The sequence below is a fragment of the Dyadobacter flavalbus genome (assembly GCF_006149045.1).
Taxonomy (GTDB): Bacteria; Bacteroidota; Bacteroidia; order Cytophagales; family Spirosomataceae; genus Dyadobacter; species Dyadobacter flavalbus.
Genome location: NZ_VBSN01000071.1, coordinates 164840 through 190780, shown reverse-complemented (window position 1 = coordinate 190780; position 25941 = coordinate 164840). Strand labels below are relative to the sequence as shown.

Genomic DNA, 25941 nt, shown 5'->3' with positions numbered 1-25941 from the left:
TGTACAACTAACTGTTCAATCATTCATCCGACCTACTTTTAGCTTTATTACTATTTCCATATAAAATGTGATAAAAAACAAGCAAAATGGAATTTAAGAAAATTTTGCGTTTTCAATATTTCACCAAATATTTTTTATGATTATATTGCGTGGCTTTACCCTATTCATAACATAAAACGGGTTTCGCAATTTTTCTTAATCTCTTATTTATATAGATTCTATAAACGAATTTATCAATTACGCTACAATCTTCGATAAATGTCGCAAATGTCAGAACCAATGGTAGAAAATCAGGGAATGTACCGCCCGGAATTCGAGCATGATGCATGTGGAATAGGCTTCCGGGCTAACATTAAAGGCCGTAAGTCACACCAGATCGTGGCAGATGCCATTCACATGCTGGAAAGAATGGAACACCGCGGTGCGACCGGATTTGACCCCAATACCGGTGATGGTGCCGGAATTTTAATACAGATTCCCCACGAATATTTTGTTGAAGAATGTTCAAAGCTAGGTTTTCAGCTGCCTCCGGCCGGAGAATACGGTGTGGGAATGATATTCTTTCCTTCCGATGAGACAATCAGGGAAGAATGCCGGGACATACTGAACCGGAAAATTAAAAAACTTGGTTTACCGCTGCTTGGGTACAGAAAAGTCCCTACTTTAAACAATACGCTTGGCGAAGGTTCATTATCTGTCGAACCGCATGTGGAACAGGTTTTTATCAAGCGTCCCGATGACATTTCGGATGATCTCGGATTTGAAAGAAAACTGTATATACTTCGTCAGGTTTCCGCCAGACTCATCCGAGATACCGTGAAAGGCGGTGCGAAAAACTTTTACTATTCTTCGCTTTCCTGCCGTACGATCTCCTATAAAGGACAGCTTACCACTGCCCAGTTGAAATATTATTTCCCCGATCTTGAAAACGAATCGGTTGTTTCCGCGCTTGCTGTTGTACACTCGCGTTTTTCAACCAATACGTTTCCTTCGTGGGAACTTGCACAGCCGTTCCGATACATTGCGCATAACGGCGAGATCAACACGGTAAAAGGAAACGTAAACTGGATCCGTGCAGGGGAAAAGGCGTTTTCTTCCGAGTTTTTCAGCAAAGAGGAAATGGATATGATCCTTCCGATCTGCGACAGGAACCAGTCGGATTCCGCCAATCTGGACAACGCCATTGAACTGCTGCATCTTTCTGGCCGTTCGCTGCCGCATGTCATGATGATGCTGATCCCGGAAGCCTGGGACGGCAACGATCAGATGGAACCGCAACGCAAGGCTTTTTATGAATATCATGCTTCCATTATGGAACCGTGGGACGGGCCGGCTTCCATTTCTTTTACGGATGGAAAAATGGTGGGCGCCACGCTGGACCGCAACGGACTGCGCCCTTCGCGTTACTGGGTGCTGGATGACGATACGATTATCATGGCTTCGGAAGCAGGTGTTCTGGAAGTTGATCAGTCCAGAGTGGTTACAAAAGGCCGTTTGCAGCCCGGACGCATGTTTATCGTGGATCTGGAGCAAGGCCGCATTATTCCGGATGAAGAAGTTAAAGCATCGGTTTGTTCAGCACAGCCTTATCAGCAGTGGCTGGATGAAAACAAATTGCACGTGGATCAGCTTGACCATCCGATCCGTACTTACCGGGCTTATGACGAAGCGGCGCTGCTGAAACGTCAGGTTGCGTTTGGTTATACTTCCGAAGATCTGAGAATGATTCTGGGGCCTATGGCGCAAACCGGAACAGAAGCAATTGGTTCAATGGGAATCGATGTGCCGCTGGCCGTATTGTCTGAACAAAGTCAGCATTTGTCGGCTTACTTCAAACAGCTTTTTGCGCAGGTTACCAATCCGCCGATTGACTCCATTCGCGAACGGGCAATTATGTCGCTGATCTCGTTTGTGGGCAGTACGGAAAATATATTGACAGAGACGCCAAAACACTGTCGCCAGATTGCATTGCCTCATCCTGTACTGACCGTTCAGGAATTTGATAAACTGCGTTTTGTTGACAAGGATGGTTTTCAGGCCAAAACAATCAACACTTATTTCCGAGCCGATCAGGGCGGAAAAGCGCTGGAAAGAGCACTGGAAAGAATCTGCAGATATGCAACCGACGCGATTGAAGACGGATTTGAAATCCTGATCCTTTCCGACCGTGCCATTGATTCAGACCACGCGCCGATTCCGTCGCTGCTTGCAACTGCCACTATTCATCATCACCTGATCCGTGAAGGATTGAGGGGAAAAGTAGGCTTACTTGTAGAAGCCGGTGACGTTTGGGAAACGCATCATTTTGCAACTTTGATCGGTTACGGAGCTGCGGCGGTTTGCCCGTACATGGCTTTTGAAACAATTGCGTATATGAAGCGCAAAAACATGATCGAAGGCGAGTTTACGGATGAAAAACTGCATTACAATTATGTGAAAGCCGTTAATAAAGAACTGCTCAAGATCTTCTCCAAAATGGGAATTTCTACATTGCAGTCTTATCAGGGCGCCCAGATATTTGAATGCGTCGGATTGAACAAAGAGGTTGTTGACCGTTACTTTACGGGTACAATCTCGCGCATCAGCGGTATGGGAATTTCTGAAATTGCCAGAGAAATCCTTGTGCGTCACAAAGTTGCCTATCATTTGACAACGGATGAAAAGCCAAAGCTTGAAGTAGGCGGTTTCTATCAGTGGAAACAACGCGGGGAAGCACATATTTTCAACCCGCAGTCGGTTCACCTTTTACAACAATCGACCAAAACAAACAGCTACGAGCTTTTCAAGAAATATTCCAAACTGATTGACGATCAAAGCCACAAGGCGCTTACATTGCGCGGCTTGCTGCGTTTCAAAAAAGGCGCTCCGGTTCCTATTGAAGAAGTGGAACCGGTTGAAAGCATTTTCAAACGCTTTGCTACGGGTGCGATGTCCTTTGGGTCTATTTCGTGGGAAGCACATACTACGCTCGCCATTGCCATGAACCGGATCGGCGGCAAATCCAACTCGGGAGAAGGCGGTGAAGACGAACTGCGTTACAAACCGCTTGAAAACGGCGACAGCATGAATTCGCAGATCAAGCAGGTTGCTTCCGGACGATTTGGCGTAACAAGTCATTATCTGAGCAATGCAAGCGAACTGCAGATCAAAACGGCACAAGGCGCCAAGCCGGGTGAAGGCGGTCAGCTGCCCGGATTTAAAGTGGACGACTGGATCGGACGTACGCGTCACTCCACGCCGGGTGTAGGGCTGATTTCTCCCCCGCCCCACCACGATATTTATTCGATTGAGGATTTGGCCCAATTGATTTTTGACCTTAAAAATGCCAATCGTCAGGCACGTATCAGTGTCAAACTGGTTTCAGAAGCCGGTGTGGGTACGGTTGCTTCGGGTGTGGCCAAAGCACACGCGGATCATATCCTGATTTCCGGTTATGATGGCGGAACAGGCGCATCGCCTTTAAGCTCTATCCGCCATGCCGGATTGCCCTGGGAACTCGGACTGGCTGAAACGCATCAGACGCTTGTAAAAAACAAACTGCGCGGACGTGTTACCGTACAGGCCGACGGACAGCTGCGGACCGGACGCGACCTTGCCATTGCTGCGCTTCTGGGTGCCGAGGAATGGGGCGTTGCCACTGCGGCGCTTGTTGCAGCCGGTTGTATCATGATGCGCAAATGCCATTTGAATACCTGTCCGGTGGGTGTTGCAACGCAGCTGAAAGAACTGCGTGCATTATTTTCCGGAAAGCCTGAGCATGTTGTCAATATGTTCACCTTTATGGCAGAAGAACTGCGCGAGATTATGGCGCAGCTCGGATTCCGTACGGTAAACGAGATGGTTGGACAGGCACAATACCTTGAATTGCGCAATGATATCAAACACTGGAAATACAAGAACCTCAACTTCGATGCGATCCTTTACAAAGAAGGGGACCTTTCGGTGGCTCAGTTCAAGCAGGAAGAACAGAATCACGGCATTGACAGCATTATAGATCTGGACCTGATCAGGGCAGCCAAACCTGCACTGGAAAGCAAGGAAGAGATTTACAGCGAATTCCCGCTGAACAATCTGAACCGTTCGGTCGGTACGATGCTTTCCAATGAGATTTCCAAAATTTACGGCGGAGAAGGACTTCCGAAAGGAAAAATCCATTTCAAATTCAGAGGTACAGCCGGACAGAGCTTTGGCGCATTCAATACGGCCGGCCTTCGTATGGAACTGGAAGGCGATGCCAATGATTATTTCGGAAAAGGACTTTGCGGAGCAGAACTGATCGTGTATCCGGACCGGGATTCGAAATTCAAACCGGAAGAAAATATCATCATCGGAAACGTGGCCTTTTACGGTGCTACTTCTGGCGACGCTTACATCCGCGGAACAGCCGGCGAACGTTTTTGCGTTCGTAATTCTGGCGCAAAAGTAGTTGTGGAAGGTGTCGGCGATCATGGTCTGGAATATATGACCGGAGGACTTGCCATCATTCTTGGAGAAACCGGACGCAATTTTGCAGCGGGGATGTCGGGCGGCGTGGCTTACGTGCTGGACAAAGCCAATACTTTCCGTGAAAAAGTGAACATGGAAATGATTACGCTTGAACCTTTGAATGAAGAGGATAAAGGAATCCTGCGCGAATACCTTGACAAGCATTTCCAGTATACAACGAGCAACATTGCATTCCAGCTGATCCAGAACTGGGAACAATCGGTTAAGCAGTTTGTAAAAGTGCTTCCTTCCGATTTCAAAAAGGCCTTGGAAGGACGCGGCGTTACGCTTGCCCAGCAGATTGCAGACAAGAATGTTGTTTACAAAGACATCGTCGTGGATGTGGTGCATCAGTAATCACAGCCTGGATTTTTGATATTATTAACAAAGAATAACGATTTAACAAGCATATAAAGAATGGGAAAACCGACCGGATTTTTAGAGTTTGAAAGGGAGTTGCCGAAGAAAAGAAGCGTTGAAGAACGTCTTCACGATTACAGTGAAATTGAAAACGCACCCGACGACTCTAGTTCCAAACAGCAGGCAGCCCGTTGTATGGACTGCGGAATTCCTTTTTGCCATAACGGTTGTCCGTTAGGAAATATAATCCCGGAATTCAACGATGCCGTTTATGATGAAAACTGGGCACTTGCTTATGATATTTTATCATCTACGAACAATTTCCCGGAATTTACCGGACGCATATGCCCTGCTCCATGCGAGTCGTCGTGTGTACTGGGTATAAACAAGCCGCCGGTTGCCATTGAATACATTGAAAAGGCTATTATTGAAAAGGCATTTGAACTGAATCTTGTCAAGCCGAAAATGCCGAAAATACGTACCGGCAAAAAGATTGCAGTCGTTGGTTCGGGCCCTGCCGGACTTGCCGCAGCTTATCAGCTTAATCAGGCCGGACATACGGTTGTTCTGATGGAAAGAGCCGACAAAATCGGCGGGCTTGTCCGTTACGGAATTCCTGACTTCAAACTCGACAAGAAAGTAATTGACAGAAGGCTGGCAGTAATGCAGGAAGAAGGCGTTCAGTTCCGGACCAATGTGAATGTAGGCGTGGATGTGAAAGCGGATGAGCTGCTGGACGAATTTGATGCTGTGCTGCTTACGATGGGTTCTACAGTTCCGCGGGACGTGAAAATTGAAGGACGGAATTTGAAAGGCGTTCATTTTGCGATGGAATTCCTGAGCCAGCAAAACAAGCGCGTGGCAGGAATCAATCCTGAATATGACCACCGCGGCGCACCTTATGCAAACGGACAGATTATTGCCAAAGACAAGCATGTAGTGGTGATTGGCGGCGGCGATACGGGCTCAGACTGTGTCGGAACATCGGGCCGTCATGGTGCCGCTTCCGTTACTCAAATTGAACTGATGCCGATTCCGCCGAAAGAGCGCGATGCAAGTACGCCGTGGCCGAACTGGCCGATGATGCTGCGCACATCCACTTCGCATGAAGAAGGCTGCGACAGACATTGGTCTATCAATACAAAAGAATTTGTAGGTGACGAAAACGGCAATCTTAAAGAACTGAAAATTGTCGATCTGGACTGGCAGAAGGATCCTGCAACAGGCCGGATGCAAATGAAAGAAGTTCCGGGAAGCGAAAGGAATATTCCTTGTGACCTTGCGTTCCTTGCAGCAGGTTTCCTGCATCCGCAACAGGAAGGACTGCTTACGGATCTTGAACTGGAATTTGATGAGCGTGGAAATATCAAGACAAACGGCTATCAATCAAGCAGCAACGAAAAAGTTTTTGCTGCGGGCGATTGCCGCCGCGGACAATCACTGGTTGTCTGGGCCATTAGCGAAGGCCGCGAGGCAGCGCGGGCAATAGATGAGTATCTGATGGGACAATCTTTCCTGGAAGCCAAGTCAGTGTCCATATTCAATCCTTCATTTGCCCATGCTTAAGGAATAAACATTAAGCCAGCCTCTATATTATTTGTAAAAAAGAAGCTGCTCTGAATGGGCAGCTTCTTTCGTTTTATTTCTGTGTGTGCCGAACTTGGCTCCGCATTTAATTTATCCACCTGAATGTTTTTACATTATTCTCCTTTCTGGCTGAAAGCATTCTTTCCCGGCTTTGTCTGGCATGTGCCGGTAAAGGAAAAAAAGATTTTCCTCACTTTTGATGACGGCCCGATTCCCGGCGTTACGGAATTTGTACTGGAAACACTCGATACATATGATGCCAAATCTACTTTTTTCTGTATCGGAGACAATGTGCGCAAGTACCCGGAAATATTTCAGAAAGTACTGAAAAGCGGACATGCAGTCGGGAATCATACCTATAATCACCTGAATGGCTGGAAAACCGAAGATGAACTTTATCTGCAGAATATAGAGCAATGTGAACAGCAGCTTGCCGTCGGTACGGTTCTGTTCAGGCCGCCATACGGCCGGATCCGCAAAAGTCAGTCGCGAAAAGTGCTGAAAACACGTAAAATCATTATGTGGGATGTATTGAGCGGAGATTTTTCAGCTGAACTTTCACCTGAAATTTGTTTAAAAAAAACCATTCAGTATACACGGCCTGGCTCAATTGTTTTGTTCCACGACAGCATCAAAGCTTCGACCAACATGCAGTATGCACTTCCTGCTTTTCTGGAACATTTCAGCGCGCTGGGATACAGCTTTGAAGCATTGCCGATGCATTAACGGCAGTAGCACAAAGAAGGATCCATCTCAACAGAACCAAATGTTAAATGCCGAATACAGATCATATTATTCAAATAAGTGTTTTAGTTGCTGCCCGTAATGAAGAAAAAAATATAGAAAGGTGCCTGAAATCACTCCACGAGCTGGAATTCAGTAAAACAAATATCGAATTTATTATCGGAGATGATGATTCAGACGATCAAACTGCGGAAATTATCAAGCGTTATATTGCAGACAAACCAAACTTTATATACCAAAAAATTACAGAAACACTGCCCGGCCTGAAAGGAAAAGCCAACGTACTTGAACAGCTTGCGCACACGGCAAAAGGTCACTTTTTTTTCTTCTGTGATGCCGACATTGCCGTGCCGTCCACGTGGGTTAGAGCCATGCTCGCCCATTTCAGAAAAAAGACGGGCGTTGTAGTTGGCGTGACGCGCATGAAAAAAAGTCATTTGCTGGCCGATTTTATTTCGATGGAATGGCTTTATGTACTGAGTACGATCCGGCTGGCCGCCATCAAAAAAATTCCGATTACCGGAATGGGAAATAACATGGCCGTTACCCGGGAAGCCTATTTTGCAATCGGCGGCTATGCTGCAATCGGGTTTTCGGTCGTGGAAGACTATACGCTGTTTATGGCAATCGTTAGAAAAGGCTATGATTTTGACGTGGCATTTAACCGAAAAATCCTTAATATTTCGGAGCCGGTCAATACATGGAGCGAACTTCTTCGGCAGCGGAAAAGGTGGATACATGGCGTTATGGAGTCATTCTGGGCAACCAGACTGACGGTTGTTGTTTCGGCATGCCTCGTTCCGGCATTTCTGATACTGATGTTCTGGAATCCGGAACTGTCGCAAAAACTGCTTTTGGTACATTATATGCTGATTACCGGTGCAGCCCTTACAACCATCAGCATTTTAAAGCAAAAGGATCTGGTTGCAATTGCTGTTTTGTTCTGGTTTTATATGGTCAGTATCAGCGTGCTGATGCTGGTTATTTATCTTTTGCCCGGCAAAACAGTATGGAAAGGAAGGGAATACGAATAACAGTACTTCCGTTAACTTTAAAAGATATAATTGACTTAGTAACATCAGATTACATGAATTTTCCGACCCGTAAGACCGGGAACTTCATTGTGATAATTGGCCTATACAAATAAAAAATGATTGAAACGCACGCGCATATTTACAGCGACGATTACGCAGATGACAGAGAAGAAATGCTCGAACGGGCATGGGCCGCAGGGATACAGCAGATCTGGATGCCAAACTGTGACCATACAACCATTGACGGCATGATGGCACTTGCAGAAAGATTTACGGGCAAATGCCTGCCAATGATCGGCCTTCACCCTACTTACGTCAAAGACGATTTTGAAAAAGAACTTCTGATTGTTGAGGATTGGTTAAACAAAGCCAGCTTTATAGCAATCGGTGAAATCGGGATGGATCTTTTCTGGGACAAGACATTTCGGGAACAGCAGGAAAAAGCTTTTTTATATCAATGCGAACTGGCTGTCAAGCACAATCTCTGGATTGACATTCACAGCAGAAATGCCTTTTGGGAAACAGTGAAACTGATCGAAGATTTTGGAAACACTGCGTTAAAAGGAATTTTTCATTGTTTTACCGGAACGCTGGAAGAAGCGAACAAAGCCATTGAACTTGGTTTTAAAATCGGGATCGGCGGCGTGGCCACCTTCAAAAACAGCGGACTGGACAAAGTTATTCCTTTTGTGGATACGGAAAATATGGTGCTTGAAACCGACAGTCCGTATCTTGCACCAACGCCGTTACGCGGTAAAAGGAATGAAGTTGCGTATATAGACCTTGTTGCACAGCGCGTTGCAGATTTGAAACAGATTTCAAAATCCGAGCTGATCATGGCAACGGACAATACTGCAATGAATTTACTTAAAAAATAATGACCTGTTCCTACTGAATGTACTGCCGGAATGACTTATAATAAAATTCATATTGCAACAGCTTCGCCGGAACTTACCGTGGGTTCCGTGCTGGTTATCTATACGGGCGGCACGCTTGGAATGGTTTATGAAGTAAGGGAGAAACAGCTGGTACCGTTCCACTTTGACCAGATTATTGAAAGAGTTCCTGAAATAAACCGCCTGAACTTTGACATGACATTTCTGTCATTGAACGAACCGATTGATTCGTCCAACATGAACCCGGAAATCTGGATTGAACTCGCGACCATTATTGCCGACGAATACGCGCATTATGACAGCTTTGTGATTCTGCACGGAACCGATACAATGGCTTACACCGCCTCGGCGCTGAGTTATTTGCTGGAAGACCTGAACAAGCCCGTCATTCTGACCGGTGCGCAGCTTCCTATCGGAGTTGCAAGGTCGGACGCGCGAGAAAACGTGCTAACGGCGCTTGAACTTGCTTCGGCCAGAACCAGCGAAGGCTTGCCGGTTATTTCGGAAGTATGCATTTATTTTAATTCCATGCTGCTCCGCGGCAACCGTTCCAAAAAACAGGAAAGTTCAAACTTCAACGCCTTTCACTCCGAAAATTACCCTTATCTCGCCATTGCCGGTGTCCGGATCGAATACAACTGGCCGTATATAAAGCCTTTTGAGGTGGAAAAAACATTGCAGGTTCAAAAACGTCTGGATACAAATGTTGCTTTTCTGAAGATGTTTCCCGGGATCAATGCCCATGTTGTACATGCCATCCTGCATATAGAAGGCCTGAAAGGCGTGGTTCTGGAAACATACGGAGCGGGTAATGCCACGACGGATCAATGGTTTCTGGATGCAGTTTCGGAAGCTATTTCAAGAGGAATTGTCTTGTTCAATGTTTCTCAGTGCGACGGCGGGCGCGTGGCACAAGGACAATATCAGACAAGCAGGTTTTTAAAGCAAGTCGGAGTCGTAAGTGGCTCAGATATAACAGCAGAAGCAGCAATTACCAAAATGATGTATGTTTTCGGCCGGGAAAACGATCCTGTAAAGTGCGCCCGGCTGCTGGCCACTCCGCTTCGTGGTGAAATGAGCATTTAATTAAATATCTTGAATTGTAAGCATTCAGAATTTGCATGTAAATCTAAAAAAGCTATATTTGCACCCTTGTAACCACACAGAGAGGTGTCCGAGTGGTTGAAGGAGCTACCCTGGAAAGGTAGTATGTGGGTAACTGCATCGAGAGTTCGAATCTCTTCCTCTCTGCCTTATGCCCTTCCTGCTATCAGGAGGGGCATTTTTAATTTTCGGGACAAACCTTTTGGAACGAAATGGTGAAAGATCAACGCACACACTCAATTTATTAAAGTGCAATTCTGCGGACCAGAAAAGGCGACTTTTCAATAATCCTTCCAACCTTGCGGTCAGAATCATTGATTACTTACAATTCCTTCATGGCAAAACTTAGGGAATTTTAAAATTATGATATTATTCTAAAAAACAATGATTACAAATTTTCAGCGAATTTGTACTTAGGCCCAAATTAATGCATACCGGATGATCTATACTCAAATTTCCCCAAGCTTTAAACTTTTACTTACGTCAAATACTTCAGGCAATTCATGGGCATTATAAATTCAACAGAAAAAAAGCCCGTGAAAATAGAGGTAATTCAAGCTTTAAGAGGGATAGCAGCATTCATAATTATGGTTTATCATCTGAAACCAATCCTTATACCAAATGATCCATTTAAAAAAGAAATAGATTTTCTGTTTAATTCAGGCCCGGCCGGTGTTGATCTTTTTTTTATTATCAGCGGGTTTATAATGGTCCTTATTACCAGAAAACTGCCAGGTACTTTCCCTTCCACTCTGGAGTTTTTCATCAAAAGGATAATCAGGATATGGCCGTTGTATATTTTTGCAACCATTTATTATCTGATCATCACTTACCGGTTCTCACTGGATCAGATACCCGTTTTAAAAGCAATTGACAGCCTGTTGTTTATTCCACTGGAAAACACCGATCCGCCATATTGGGGATACCCGTCTTTATCGGTTGGATGGAGTCTGAATTATGAAATTTATTTTTATATATTAACTGCGCTTTCGCTTTCTTTTGGGAAGTACCGCTGGTATTTCTTTTCCTTTATGATCATTACAACTTTGATTGTAATCCCTGTATTATATGGCACCCTGACGCTGGACCCTACTCAAAATCAGCTTTATAAATATCCCTATCTGAACCTGATCACCAATCCGGTTATCTGGAATTTTGTATATGGAATTCTGATAGGATTACTTTACAATTCCGAGTTATTTTCAGCTCATTTAAGCAATCTGTTTTCTTCAGTACACTTGTTGTTTATCATTGTCATGCTGGCAATTTGGCAATACTTATCCGGTTTCTTTGCCGGGCATGGTCCTGATGAATGGGGTTTTTCAATGGCAGTGTTATTTACAGCACTGCTCTTTTACAGCCGGAACAAAGCAAAAGCTTACCCTTATTGGCTGGTCTATCTGGGCGAAATTTCTTTTTCCATTTACCTCTGGCATCTTCCGGTATATGAAACCATAAAATACTGTTTTGGTAAACTTGCTTACCCGGCTTACAGCAGCGGCATTACGGCATTGCTATTGAGCGTATCAGCTACACTTTTCGTGTCTCACCTTTCCTACAAGTATCTGGAACAAAAATCACATTTATACTTATTGAAAGCGATGAATATAAAATAATCAGCTAAACTTTTGTTTTATCTACAGGCTTTGATCCGATACAACTTTGTATCTTTCATTGATAACCTGCCTTTTATTTCTACTCCAGATCCGGCCTATAAACTGAATGTAACGATCAATTACATAAGTCTCCGAATAATTCAGATTATGTCCCTGTTCAGGCTCAAAATTTAATTCAAAAGGGATTTTCAAATCTTTTAATTTTTCCGAGGTTGTCTTTGCACCACATATGGCAGGATACAAAGGGCAAAAGAATATGTTGCCTTTTTCATAAGGCAGTATATTGTCTCCCGATCTTTGAAAAAACAGTGTTGGTCGGGCATTTGCCTTGGTTATGTATGTACTGTTTAACAAGCCAAAACCTGTATTGGTCAACAATGCCCGTATGTTAACTCTGGAAGAGATGTCACAGGGATCCAATTTACCCAGCAACTTTACAATTCCCGGTTCAAGCGCTTCAAAATCGGATTCGTTCATGTACACCATTGCCGCAATGGCAATCGCACCGGCACTACTTCCTGCCAGAAAAATCTGAGATTCATCAATGCCAAACTCTTTTGATCTTTGCAGAAAATAGCCGAGCGCGGCATAGCCATCCTGCACGGATCGATAAATGGCCATGATAATTTCCTGTTTATTGCTTCCGCAGATATTACTCTCCTGTCCTCCGTTAAAGCCAAGTCTGTAATTGATTGATGCAGCTGCAAATCCTCTTTGAGCAAAAGCATGTGCCTTTCCCAGTTCATTATCCATTGAACCGTAAAGAAAAGCTCCTTCATGCATAAACATAATAAAGGGTCTTCTTTTTAAGGTGTCGTTATGTATAGCGGTAAATGTATAATTCAGGTTTATTGACTGGCCGATGTAATTGTTGGCTGTACGGTAAATGCCTTTCACGTCCTGAATACGATCAATCGGTATAATACTTTCTTGTTTAAACCTTTTTGACTCAGAAAATAATTTATCTTTTATCCGGATTAAGGCAGTGTCAGAAATAGCCGGATCACTTAATATGGAATTACAATCCAGAAGTTTGAAGGTATCAACTGAAATATCCGGATTATCAATCGGATTCAGATCCCGGCGGGAAGAGCAGCCGGTCAGCACATAAAAACTGATCCATATCATCGAATAGATACAGCCTATTCGAAGCCGCATTGCTTTTACAGTCATAAACAGGCAGGACAAAATGAACTCGTATGTTGCTGAACCAGGTTTATACATTTTTCTTTTCAAAGGTTGAATTTACTCTAGGCTGCTTCTGTGACAAAAATTAACCTTTCGTCAACGTATATTCCAAACGTCTTGGTAAACATAATAAGTGTTGTACAGCCAAATTTTGATTAATTCTGAATTACTGTTTTACTTAACAGCTTCAACTTGTTACTATTACTTTTCAAATGTAGACTGATCTCCGGAACTCCTCCGTCAAATGTTACTGAGACATAAAGCCCAACCGGTGAAGACGCTGCCTTGCTTCCAGGCTCAGACACTGCGGCTCCAAGTTGGCAGGCGGACTATAAAGGTGCTGCCTTTGCCTGTACCCTCACTTTGGGCCTGTACTTCTCCGTCGTGCATCTGTACCAGCCGCTGGACTAATGTTAGGCCCATACCCAGTCCTCCGCGGGAACGGGCCAGCGAATTGTCTACCTGCACAAACATTCCGAAAATGGCCGAAAGCTGGTCACTGGCCAGGCCAATGCCATTATCTCGCACCTGGAGGATCGCTTCCCTGTCGTTGTTCTGCAGGCTTATCCAGACTTCTCCCTTTTCGCCGGTATAGCGGACACCGTTGGTCAACAGGTTTGTCACCACCTGATTAAGCCGGGTAGGATCACCATCCATTCCAATAACGGCTGCGGGCAGATCAACATGAAGCGTCTTTCCGTGCTGAAGAAATACCGGTTGCATATGCTCTACCGCCTGGCGTACAATTTCCACCAGATCCACACGCTCTTTTCTGAGCTCGATTTTACCACGGGTTATGCGGCTTACATCCAGCAAATCGTCCACCATCCGGACCAGATGGTCGGTTTGCCGGTTCATCATGACCAAAGTCGAACCGGTAATCTCATTGGGCGTGGATAATGCCAGGATGTTAAGCCCTGTACGGATGGTGGACATGGGATTGCGTAGTTCATGGGCCAGCATAGCCAGAAACTCGTCTTTTCGGCGGTCGGCTTCCTGCAGCGCCTGCTGCGCCTTTTTACTGGCAGTGATGTCAATCACGAACTCTACAATTTCATTTTCGCTGAGCCGTTTGCCGGCAAACTGGCCCCACCATCTGGAACCGTCCGGACGAATATATTCTTTCTCATAAGGTGCGCTCTTTCCGGTCGTGATCAGTTCGTTCATGGCATTCAGGCTTACTTCCAGGAATTCAGGCGGGGTTAATTCGTCCCATTGGACTTTTCCACTCACCAGATCATCACAGCTTATACCGCTTATTTGTTCAAAAGCGGTGTTTGCATCATGGATGATGCCATGGAGGTCAAAGAAAATCATACCCACAGTTTCAATGGAAATGGCTTTCTGCAACCGTTCCTGAGATCTTTTAAGCGCAACTTCCACCTCTTTGCGGTCATTGATATCAAACATGACCCCACTCATTTGGGTTGGTTTGCCCACTTGCTGTGCCGTGATCCGACCGTAGCCACTCATCCAGCGTATCACACCATCGTCGCGCACGATTCGGAACTCGGCATCAAACAAGCCTTGCTCTTCAATGGCACGGACCAGTTCGGCCTTAACCCATTGCTGATCCTCCGGATGAAGCCGGCTCAGAAAGGCATCTGTATAGAGAGGCTCGGTTTGCACGGGCATACCCAGCAACCGGAAGTGCTGCTCGTTCCAGAACACCTGATCGTTCAGCAGGCTCCATTCCCAGGTAGCCATGTCAACGGCTTCCATAGCCAGACGTGTGTGTTCCTCACTCTTGCGCAGTGCTTCTTCGGCACGTTTACGATCTGTAATATCTATAACCAGGGAAACGCCCATCCTGTCATCTTCCAGGGTAGCACCCGCAAAAATCCCCCATCGCAACGCTCCGCTTGAGTGATAAAACTGTTTTTCGTAGGGTTTGATGGTACCTGTTTTCCTGAATTCATCAATGGCTTGCCAGGTCCGTGGCAGCCACTCTTCGGGTGTGTATACATTCCAGCGGACTTTCTGCGAATTTAACTCCTCCCGGTCAACACCAAGCATCGTCAGAAAGGCATCGTTTGCTTCCACAATGGCCCCGTAAATATCAAAGAAAGCTACGGCTACCAGTCCGCTGTCGCTCAGCCGTCTGAATTTCGCTTCGGATTTGCGTAAGGCTTCTTCGGCCTGGGCCCGTTCCAGTCTAAGCCAAACGCGGCTGGAAACTTCCTTCAACAGATCGACTTCGTAGGGATGCCATATACCGGGCGTGCTGCGGGTTACACCGAGGTCAAACACCCACCGGCCGTTGTGCAAATAGGGCGTGTTGATCAGTGAACGGACGTTGATTGCTTCAAATGCCGCTACTTGACTGGCGGAGCGGGTACCATCATCCACATCGTTCACAATCATGGAACGCCCCGAAGCCAGCAGCCGGTATTCTTCCTCGGTATGAAAATCGGCCAGATTGTATGTCCCTGTCATGCCGGGAAGTCCTGCCGGACGACTGTCGTAAAGGATGGTGAATTGCCAGGCCTCGGGGTCAATCCGTACAAATGTGCAGTGTGACAAATTCAGGTGTTCGGTAATGCGCCGTGCTGCCATGTCCATGATTTCGTCGACCGAACTGAGTGGTGCAAAATCACTCATCAAACTCGTCAGAAAAGCCAGGCTGGATTCCCGTTGTTTACGTTCGGTAATGTTCTGGAAAACTACTGCCAGTGCCGGGCTGTTGCCAATGCGGGAGGCATTTACCTGATACCACCGGCCGGTTCCTTTATGATAATCTTCAAAATGGGTGCACTCCCCGGTTTTTACCACTCTATCATAGGTTTCCATCCATTGAGGCTCCGCAGCAGTCACCGTTCTGAATGTTTTACCGGATACATTTTTCAAACCTGTCTGGTGTTCGAAAGCAGGGTTGACTTCTGCAAAGCGGAAATCAATGGCTTTGCCTTCTTCATCGTAAAGCAGTTCAAGAATGCAGAATCCTTCGGCAATGGAATTAAAGATCAGCTGGAATTTATCCGTTGCTTTCCGGGCCACTTCTTCCTTCAGGCGAAGGATTTCTTCCTCTGCTTTTTTGCGTTCGGTTACGTCAAGTGCTGTTGCCACCAAGCCGTCGTCTAGCTTTACTGCCATCAGGTGAAACCAACGGTCGGTGCCTTTCAGATTCAGTTGAACTTCGGTGTTCAATTCGTTACCCGTTTCTACAACATCGCAGTACAGTTTGAACACAAGGGAATTTTCTATGCCCGGGTATGCTTCCGAAAAACGCTGTCCTCTCCGGTCTTCCATGGCATATTTGCGCGCTTTCCGGTTTTCCAGCTGAAATTCGAAGTCAACAATGTTTCCTGCTGCATTCCGCACGGCTTTGTGGAAGGCAATCGGATTCAACGAAACGTCGAACACAGTCTGCACGAGGTCTTTGCTGGCTTTCAGCTGCTGCTCGGACTGTTTGCGGCTCGTCACGTCTTCGATGGTTACCAGCACCATGCCTTTCATTGGTACGGCAATCACACGGAACCAGTGGTGCATTCCTTCACCTTCGTACCAAAGTTCAAAATCCAGGCTCTGTCCATGCTCAAGCACGATCTTCAACTGGTCGAACAGCCCGTTTAGTCTGGCGGTAGGGAAAGTTTGGGTCAGTAATTGTCCCATTGGATTGATCCCCGCTGTTTTTTCGGTAAAGGCATTGACAAAGACAATCCTGAAATCATCCAGCTTAGTGTTTTTATACACAGGCTTATAGGCGGTAATTGCATTGGGTGAACTATCAAGGATGGTTTGCAGCAGATCTTTGGCTTCTGTCAGCTGCTGCTGTGCCTGCTGGCGTTCGGTAATATCCTGAACCAGTCCAATCAATTTGACGGCAGTTCCGGTCTGGTCGCATATTACCCTGCCGTGGGCTTCCAGAGTACGCAGGTCACCGTCTTTATGATAAATCCTCCGGTGGTAAAAATAAGGTTGTTTGCTGGCAATGGCCTGATTCAGAATGTTTCTCACCTGCTCGATGTCATCCGGGTACGACCGGCTGTCTATCCAGGCCAGCGAAGGGATAATCGCGCCGGGTGCTTCCCCGAAAAGCCGGTACATACCCTCTGAAAAATGGAATTTGTCCTGCAACAGGTCGGCTTCATAGCTACCCGTATGGGCCACTTCTTCGGTGGACCGCAGCAACGCATTGTTTTTTTCGAGTTCCGCTATCTTTTCGCCAAGGTTGAACTCGCTCTGCTGCAGGGCCAGTTGGGCTTGCTTTTCCTTGGTAATATTGCGGGTGGTCATGGCCACTCCATCATCAGATTTGACCAGCGCCTGATAAAACCAGCCACTGAACTGTTCATGCTCGTAGTACTGCTCACCTTCATAAGGCAGGCCGGTCTGGGTTACCCGTACCATGTGATCAAAAATGCCGGTCGGGACGACACCCGGGTTTTGTTTCAGGAGGCTTTTGCCAATTACATCCCCATTCTGCTCAACGGCTTTCCTGTTGTTTATCAACCAGACAAAATCGACAATTCGGCCAGCCTCATCGCGCACTGCGCTGAAGACCTGAATCACATCCAGAGAACTGTCAAGTGTTGCCTGGACAAGGCGCTGGTTGAGCTCAGGCCCAGTCATAAAGCCTGATTCCTGCTGCCCGGGCTGTGGCTGCCCGGCATGCCGGATGCATTGATCTTCCTGCTTTTTCTCATGAATACCGATAACAGCGCCCAGCCACTTCTTTACAGATCCATCGGCATTGAAAAGTGGACTTGCCTTCACAACCGCCCGTTGCCAGCCACCACCGGGACGCGTAAGGCATAACTCGGCATCGAATGGCTGCTGCCGGGCAATTGATTTTTGCCACTGATGTTCTGTATAGCTGCGCTCACCGGGATGGACGGCCCCTGTCCAACCAAGGCTTAACCATTCATTCAGACTTTGGCCAACATAAGCCCGCCAGCCCGGAGAATCGGAAATAATTTGACCAAGAGAATCGGTTTCCCAGATTGCCTGTGCAAATGATTCCAGAAAGGTTTGATAATCCTGCGGCGTAGTAATTTCGGGTACGCTGTCGGGACGGGAAGAGAAGGCCATATGCTTGGTTGAAAAGTCTGTTGTAAGATAGTAAGCCAGGAACTTACTTAAACCCAGGGCTGCCGGGTTACGAGGCAAGGCGAGCGCATTGTTAAAATTAAGATGCTTTTTGTTAATAAAACAAACGTTCAAACAAAACTCCCGGAAAATGAAAATAAAGCAACGACTAACCAACCAACTTCTGAGGATGATTTTTACTGGTTTTGTTCATAGCCGAGCTTTTAAGTTCTGCTACAAACACTTTGGAATAGAACCAGAGAAAACCCGGTCTAAATGGAAGGAAGCTTCACCCTCTTTTTCTTGCCGGTAAAACTTGCCTGCATTATCATATTTTCCCGTTCACTTTTTCAGCATAACGGGAAATCTTCCTAGCTACCAAAGAAGTTATAAGCTGCTATTCTAACTATTCTGATTTATTTAAAAAACTTTGTAGTATTTACAAGATTCTGAACGGATTATATCAGTAACTTAAAGTAAATAATTATAACTTAATGGTTTTACCATAATTGTACGATCCGTTAGGCGGCGCTGTCTGAATAACGGCTTGCAAAAAATATAAGCCTGGCCATCAACAATTAGAAAGTTTAATTGATCAATTCCTTATTGTACATGAAACCTGAAAAACGAACGCAACATCTAACCAGAAAACCATGAAAAGAATTGTACTGTATTTAGCCATGCTCCTGTCAGGTATGCAGCCTCTGCTTGCACAGGAAAAAGGTCTTGTAAAAGACATTAACGTGACAGGCCCTGCCAGCAATGGGCTGCGCATTTATGAATCGATTGGAGTTGGTAACATGGTCTACATGATTGCTGACAACGGTTTACAAAAGAAAGGAATCTGGAAAAGTGATGGAACTGCCGCCGGAACTGTCCTGATAAAAGAAATCACCGAAGCTTCTCCCTACGGCAATTCTGTAAGACGCCTCACCTATTCAGGCGAAAAAATCTACTTTGTAGTGGAATTGGAAAGTGGCCTGATTTATTTGTACAAACTGGATGCTGGCCAGACAGGTACAGCTTCCCTGCTGCAACTGTTTGAAATACCTTATGGCACCGAAGTATTTGTGAATGTAAACGGCATATTGTATTTCGGAGGCAGGGATGGATTGATGAAAACGGATGGAACTGTAGCTGGAACTGTTTTGGTGAAATCGTTTTATCATGACTTTGGTTTGGCTGTTAAACATGCAGTCAGCCTGAACGGCATGCTGTACTTTTTAATAGAGGATTATCTTGGCAAATTAATTCTTTATAAAAGTGATGGCACTGCGGCAGGTACGGTTGCCATCACCAATACTTCCGGCTCCAACCCTTCTGCTCCACTGGTAGCTGCTGGTGGTAACGTATACTTTAAGCAGGTTTTGCCTTCAGGTACTGCCTTGTTCAAAGCAAATAATACCACTCCGGTTACGCTTGTCAAGAAATTTACATCCGGCGCAGATAACCTCGCCAATGTCGGAAATGAACTTTATTTTTCAGCCAATGACGGCGTAAACGGCAATGAGCTCTGGAAAACCGATGGCAGTACTGCCGGTACCGTGCTGGTCAAAAACATCAATCCGGGTGCGGCTTCATCAGACCCTTCTATGCTCCGGGCTGCCGACGGACAGCTTTTCTTTGTGGCAAATGACGGCACACATGGCCGGGAATTATGGAGAAGCGGCGGAACAGCTTCTTCCACTAAACTGGTCAGAGACATTCGTGCCGGTGAACTGAATTCAGATATCAAAGAACTCACAGCTGTTGGCAGCAAGGCTGCTTTTGTTGCCAATGACGGCTCCGGTGAAAAATTATGGCAGAGTAACGGGGATGTATATAGCACTAAAATTCTGGCCGATGTAACGGCTTCCAGGCTGCTGAATGTCAACGGAACCTTGTACTTCAATGGCAATGCAGGCAGTGGCCTGGAGCTTTTCAAAAGCACGATGGTTACAGGCGGCACCAGCGCTGTGACCAACATTGCCAAAGCCGGGTCCATGCCGCTTCATTTTACAGCAGTAAACGGTGTGTCCTACTTTACTGCCGATGACGGTATCCATGGCCGCGAGCTCTGGAAAACCGATGGAAGTACGGCCGGTACCGTGCTGGTCAGGGATGCAATAAGCGGCGCAAACAGCTCCAATCCCGAGCAGATCACCAACGTGAACGGAACCGCATTCTTTGTTGGAGGAAACGGTTCACAGGTACATAGTTTATGGAAATCGGGCGGAACAACTGCAACAACCATCAAGGTCAAGGATTTTACCAAAGCAGACACATTGCAAGGGCTGATCAATGTAAACGGAACCCTGTTTTTTGGAATTATTAACGGCACCAGCAGCATGCAGCTCTGGAAAAGCGACGGCAGCACGGCGGGAACACTGTTGGTTAAAACCTTCCCGCAAACTTCCACTTTTTCACCAGTCACAATGAACGGACAGGTTTACTTTGGTGCTTATGACGGCATTAACAGCATAGACCTCTGGAAAAGCAACGGCACAGCCCAGGGTACTGTGCTGGTCAAGGACGTAACTCCTAACTGGGGCGAGAGCATGTACAGATCTATTGCAGTAAAAGGTAATTTCATTTACTACATCACATCCAAAGCCAATCGATCCAGCGTTGACCGCTTTCTGGTAAAAAGTGACGGTACTGCGGAAGGAACCACCATTATCAAACAATTCAATCCCTACGAAGATTATTTTTCCAAGTTCACGGTCGTCAACGATCTGCTATTTTTTGTTGTCTGGGATGGTGCTGCCTTTGATGATATTTTTGGCGAGGTCGTATGGAGAACCGACGGTACGGAGCAGGGCACCTTTCCCCTGACAAAGTTGCGTTCTGACGATGGAGACCCTTCCATTCATACGCATGATATGCTGGCTCTAAACGGCTTCTTTTACTTTGTACCTGATTTACAAGGAGAGATATGGAAAAGTGACGGAACAGTCGAAGGCACTCAGCAGGTCACAAACATTGGTTCACAGGCAAACGGGGCAAACATCCGGCATGTAACAGTCATAGGAGAAACCCTGTATTTTAGTGCCACAAACGAACAAAGCGGCCGTGAAGTCTGGAAAACAAATGGAACTGCCCAGACAACCAGTCTGGCGTATGATATGAACCCGAATGGCTCCACACTGTTCTATGATATGGGAGCCTTAAACAACCAGCTTCTGATTTCTGCCGACAACGGCATGTACGGCGCCGAGCTGTTCCAATACAAGGATGCAGTGCCTATGGCAAATACCATCCGGATCAATGCTGGCGGGCAGGATTTCACGACTGCTACCAAAAAACTGTTCATTGCAGACAAGTATTATGCAGGTATTGACCGGACCAGCTCGGTTGCAAGCGGAGATATCCTGAATACGACCAATGACGTGCTTTATCAGTCAGCACGCTGCTCGCCTTCGTTCAGCTACAACATTCCGGTTCCCAATGGCACCTTTGATGTATACCTGCACTTTGCTGAAACCTACTTCGGGGCTCCGGGCAAAAAGGGCGGAAAAGGCAGCAGGCAGTTTCACGTCAACATGGAAGGCAGCCGCAAACTGACCAACTATGATATCTTTGCCAAAGCAGGCGGAGCGATGCTTGCCACCGCAGAAACCTTCACTGTCAACGTTACAGACGGCATGCTCAACATCGACTTTCTGACCGGCGCAGCAGACCTGCCCCGCGTTTCAGCCATTGAAGTCATTCCGGCAACCCAATCCTTGAATGCCGTTGCAGATGCCTATGTGCGGGATGGCAGTTACAGTGCCACAAACTACGGCAACCTGCCTGAGCTGGATGTCAAGAGTGCAGCCGGTGATGCTTCCATTAAACGTTCGTCTTATATTCGTTTTCAGCTGCCGCAAACGGTTAACGCAGGCTCGGCCAAACTGCGCATCTATGGTCATAACCATGAAAACAGCAAGGATATTTACGTGCATGCATACGGCGTGGATAATGACAGCTGGACTGAAAACGGCATCAGCAAAAACAACGCACCGGCTGCTTCGACTGCTTCACTGGGCTCGGTGGCTGTGAATGACAAATACAAATATTACGAGATCGATGTGACCAGCTATGTAAAAGCGCAGCAAGCGTCCGGCAGTAATCTTGTGACTTTGCTTCTGGCTGACCCGAACAACCGGAACACCAGACTGGTTTTTAACAGCAAGGAAAACAGCGCCAATCCGCCGCAGTTAGTTATTCAGCCTGCATCTGTCAGCAACAGCTCGGCCCGCTTAAATCAGGAAGGGATCATGGCAGAAAACGCGCAGGCTGAACAGGGGTCAAGCATTTACCCCAACCCGGTTAAGAAACAGTTTACGGTTTCACTTTCCATGCAGCATGCAGGCCCAATTTCCTTTGAGCTGGTCAGCAGCGCAGGAAAAGGGTATGCAGTCCGGACAACTCAGGATGCAAAAGCAGGAGAAAAAGCGGAGGTGAATATTTCTGATCTGACTTTGAGCACAGGCATTTACATGCTGAAAATACAGTCGCAAGCAGCAACCGAAGTCATCAAAATGCTGGTGACCGAGTAAAAAGCTGAAAGGTAATATAAACAGGAAAGCCGCACATGTTTGAAAATGTGCGGCTTTCCTGTTTATGCAGTATGCAAGTTCTGGATTACACCCGTTGAATTGAAAACAACCTGATAAACAGGACAATACTTTCAGGCAATTGGTGTAAAGGAACAGTTACGATTTAAGATTTCAAATAAAAAAATGCTCCGGTTTATTTATTCCGGAGCATTTTCAGTTTCAGCCCTGAACTGGCATTTTATCAATAATGGAGTGTTTAATTCACAACTTCCAGGTTTTCAGCTGCGACGGCTTTTTTTCTGGTAAAACGTGCTTTCAGACGGTCAATGACCAGATAAGTGGAAGGCACTACGAGCAGTGTCAGCAACATGGACGAAGTAAGTCCGCCGATAATTACCCAAGCCATACCGTTTTTGGTTTCCGCACCGGCACCGCTGGCCAAAGCAATCGGCAGCATACCCAGGATCATCGCTAGCGTTGTCATCAGGATCGGGCGCAAACGCTCTTTTCCGGCTTCAATCAATGCATGCACCACATCTTTTCCTTCGGCTTTCAGCTGATTGGTAAAATCCACGATCAGTATCGCATTCTTGGCCACCAAACCCAGCAGCATGATCATACCCACAATCGAGAACACCGTAAGGCTTTCCATGGTCAGCGCCAGCGCCAGGAACGCGCCGATAAGTGCTACCGGAATCGAGAACAGAACCACAAACGGATAAATAATACTTTCGTAAAGCGCCACCATAATGAAATACACCAGCACGATGGCAATCAGCAATGCAAGGCCAAGACTTCCGAAGGCATCCGACTGTTGCTGCAGCTGGCCAAGATACTGGATACTTACGCCGGTTGGAAGCTTCTGCTGCGCCATTTTAGCCTGAATATCGGCACCAACCGTTCCGACCGGACGGCCTACAACCTGTGCATTGACCGTTACCGAAGACAAGCGGTCTACACGTTCCAGAACGCTCTCGCCGATCTGTTCCTGTATACTGGCAAACTGCGATAGCTCAAAAGTCCTGCCCTGATTGTTTACGAATGTCAGACGGCTGATATCGTTCGCGCTTGTGCGGTCAAACTGGTCAAGACTGATCAGGATGTCGTATTCATTTCCGTTTTGCTTGAATTTTGACTGGTCATTTCCGCGGAAGGCATTCTGCAGGGCACCGCCTACTTCTGCCGCGTTGATTCCCAGCTGAGCCATTTTTTCACGATCCAGGTTTACAGAAACCTCCGGCTTCGGATCTTTTACGGAATATTTGACGTCCTGTGTCCCCGGAACCGACTTGACAACATTCATAACGATTTCAGCAGTTTTACGAATGTCTTTCAAATCTGTTCCTTTAACGGCAATCTGTATCGGCGCCTGCGAGTTACCGACCAGCCCGACAGGACTAACCGTCACTTTCACACCCGGGATCTGCCCTACTTCTTTTTTCAGCATCTGGCCGAAATCATCGGTTGAAATCGTCCGCTCTTTCTTGTCAACAATTTTCACGTTGATATCGGCAACGTTGGCATTGGAAGACGTGGCGATACCGCTGCTGGTATAACCGACATTGGAAAACACGTTCATGACTTCCGGATGCTTCATAATGATTTCTTCGGCACGCTGGGCTACTGCATTGGTCTGATAAATAGAGGCAGTCGGAGCCAGCTCTATGTTGATCGCCATTTCGCCCTGATCCGCCTGCGGCATGAATGCAGCACCGATAAATCCGGCCGGAACCAGTGCAATAGCGCCAAACAGCATCGCAATCACGGCAATGAAAACCCATCTTTTATGACGTAAAGACGATTCGAGCACACGGCCGTACCAGTTGGTAATACGGGTTATAATATTTTCAAAACCAAGGTTCAGACGGCCCCACAACGAATTGCGGCTCAGGATTTCAACCTTTCCGAAACGGGAAGCCAGAAGCGGTGTCAAGGTGAATGAAACGATCAAGCTCATCAATGTCGAGAATACAACCACCAGCGCAAACTCACGCAGGATGTTCCCGATCAGACCGCCTGTCATTGCCAGCGGCACAAACACCACGACGTCCACAAGGGTAATCGCAAGCGCAGTAAAGCCGATTTCACTCCGGCCTTCCAGTGCAGCCCTCCGCTTGTCTTTCCCCATTTCAAGGTGACGGTTAATGTTTTCCAGAACCACAATGGAGTCATCGACCAGAATACCGACAACCAGTGAAAGCGCCATCAGCGTCATCAGGTTCAACGAAAATCCCATCAGGTACATCAATGCAAAAGTCGGGATCATGGAAGATGGCAACGCCACAAGCACAAACATCGCTGAGCGGAAACTGTGCAAAAACAGCAGCATCACTATCGATACGATCACAATCGCAAGCATCATGTCAAAAACCACGGCATCGGCAGAAGCCAGTGTGTACACCGACTGGTCGTTGGCAATGTTGAATTTCAGGTTGATGTTGCTGTACTGTTTTTCAAGTTCTGCGATCCGGGCGCGCGTAAGCTCACTAACCGAAACCGCATTGGCATCGGATTGTTTCTGGATCTGCATACCGATGGAAGGCTGCGCGTTGATGTGGTTGATAGCCGTTGGTTTTACGGTTGCATCCACTACTTCGGCCACATCTTTCAGCTGTACTTCGCTGCCGTTGGTTTTACGTGCAACAATCAGGTTCCGCAAACGCGCCATGGTTTCCACGGAGGCATCGAAACGGATCGAGAACTGCTGCTCACGCGTTTCCACCGATCCGGCCGGATAGCTGGTGTTGGCTGCTGCAATGGCCTGCGATACCTGCGTAATGGAAATGCCGTAGGCACGCAGCTTGTCCTGGTTTACATTCACCTGAATCTCACGCTCACTTCCGCCGATCACATTCACCTGTCCGACACCGGACACGTTGGAAAGCTGTGGCTTGATGTTGTCATCAATCAGGTCATAAAGTGCAGTCGGTGCAAGGTTCGCGGTTACCCCCATACGGAGTACCGGAATTTCGTCGGTCGAAAATTTATTGATGATCGGACGCTCGGCTTCATCGGGCAGGTCGTTCAGGATCTGCTCCACTTTACGCTGTGCATCCTGTTGTGCAAGGGTTGTATTCACCCCGTTTTTAAGCTGGATAACGATAATGGAAGCACTTTCCTGAGAAGTGGAAGTCATGCGGTCCAGACCTTCCAGTGATGAAAGTGCATCTTCAACGCGTTTCGTTACATTGGTCTCCACCTCATCGGCGGATGCGCCGGGATAAGTGGTGGCCACACTGATTACATTGGCTTCAAACTTGGGCAGCAAGTTGTATGATAATTCTTTGTAACTCAATGCACCAAACAGGATCAGTACAATGAAGACCGTGAGGATCAACAACGGCCGTTTAACGGCTACTTCGGTAACTGACATAGTTTA

The 25941-nt window shown here is 46.7% G+C and carries 11 protein-coding genes and 1 tRNA gene; 9 read left to right on the top strand and 3 right to left on the bottom strand.

Translation table 11 applies throughout. The annotated features are described in order from the left end of the window. The first annotated feature begins 258 nt into the window (after positions 1-258). From gltB to FEM33_RS23765, 8 genes are all read left to right on the top strand, one after another. A complete protein-coding gene (gltB, locus tag FEM33_RS23800; protein ID WP_139014474.1) occupies positions 259-4842 on the top strand; it encodes a glutamate synthase large subunit in 4584 nt (1527 codons plus the stop codon). A 60-nt stretch (positions 4843-4902) separates the two neighbouring features. After that, a complete protein-coding gene (locus FEM33_RS23795) occupies positions 4903-6411 on the top strand; it encodes a glutamate synthase subunit beta (protein ID WP_139014473.1) in 1509 nt (502 codons plus the stop codon). A 123-nt stretch (positions 6412-6534) separates the two neighbouring features. Then, entirely contained in the window at positions 6535-7158 is a 624-nt protein-coding gene (locus tag FEM33_RS23790; protein ID WP_139014472.1) for a polysaccharide deacetylase family protein, read from the top strand. 47 nt (positions 7159-7205) lie between these two features. After that, positions 7206-8210 (top strand): glycosyltransferase, encoded by a 1005-nt coding sequence (locus FEM33_RS23785; protein WP_139014471.1) that lies wholly within the window; start codon positions 7206-7208, stop codon positions 8208-8210. Positions 8211-8326: 116 nt separating this feature from the next. Continuing rightward, complete coding sequence (locus FEM33_RS23780) at positions 8327-9088, top strand: TatD family hydrolase (protein ID WP_139014470.1); 762 nt, start codon at positions 8327-8329, stop codon at positions 9086-9088. 30 nt (positions 9089-9118) lie between these two features. After that, positions 9119-10192 (top strand): asparaginase, encoded by a 1074-nt coding sequence (locus tag FEM33_RS23775; protein ID WP_139014469.1) that lies wholly within the window; start codon positions 9119-9121, stop codon positions 10190-10192. A gap of 78 nt (positions 10193-10270) precedes the next feature. Continuing rightward, a tRNA-Ser gene (locus FEM33_RS23770) sits at positions 10271-10357 on the top strand. Positions 10358-10713: 356 nt separating this feature from the next. Then, on the top strand, positions 10714-11826 hold the full coding sequence (locus FEM33_RS23765) for an acyltransferase family protein (protein WP_139014468.1): 1113 nt from the start codon (positions 10714-10716) through the stop codon (positions 11824-11826). Between the two features lie 21 nt (positions 11827-11847). On the opposite strand, the gene FEM33_RS23760 is transcribed toward FEM33_RS23765, so the two are convergent. Together FEM33_RS23760 and FEM33_RS23755 are read right to left on the bottom strand one after the other, a co-directional pair. Then, positions 11848-12984: an alpha/beta hydrolase gene (locus FEM33_RS23760; protein WP_161597218.1), complete on the bottom strand. Its 1137-nt coding sequence runs from the start codon at positions 12982-12984 to the stop codon at positions 11848-11850. Positions 12985-13311: 327 nt separating this feature from the next. Further along, positions 13312-18045, bottom strand: coding sequence for a PAS domain S-box protein (locus FEM33_RS23755; RefSeq protein WP_139014466.1), 4734 nt, complete (start codon positions 18043-18045; stop codon positions 13312-13314). Positions 18046-18695: 650 nt separating this feature from the next. Here FEM33_RS23755 and FEM33_RS23750 point away from each other — a divergent pair. Continuing rightward, positions 18696-22562 carry an ELWxxDGT repeat protein gene (locus FEM33_RS23750; RefSeq protein ID WP_139014465.1) on the top strand — a complete coding sequence of 1289 codons (3867 nt, stop codon included), beginning with the start codon at positions 18696-18698 and terminating at the stop codon, positions 22560-22562. 256 nt (positions 22563-22818) lie between these two features. On the opposite strand, the gene FEM33_RS23745 is transcribed toward FEM33_RS23750, so the two are convergent. Beyond that, positions 22819-25935, bottom strand: a complete 3117-nt coding sequence (locus tag FEM33_RS23745) for an efflux RND transporter permease subunit (protein WP_139014464.1) — start codon at positions 25933-25935, stop codon at positions 22819-22821. Positions 25936-25941 lie beyond the last annotated feature (6 nt).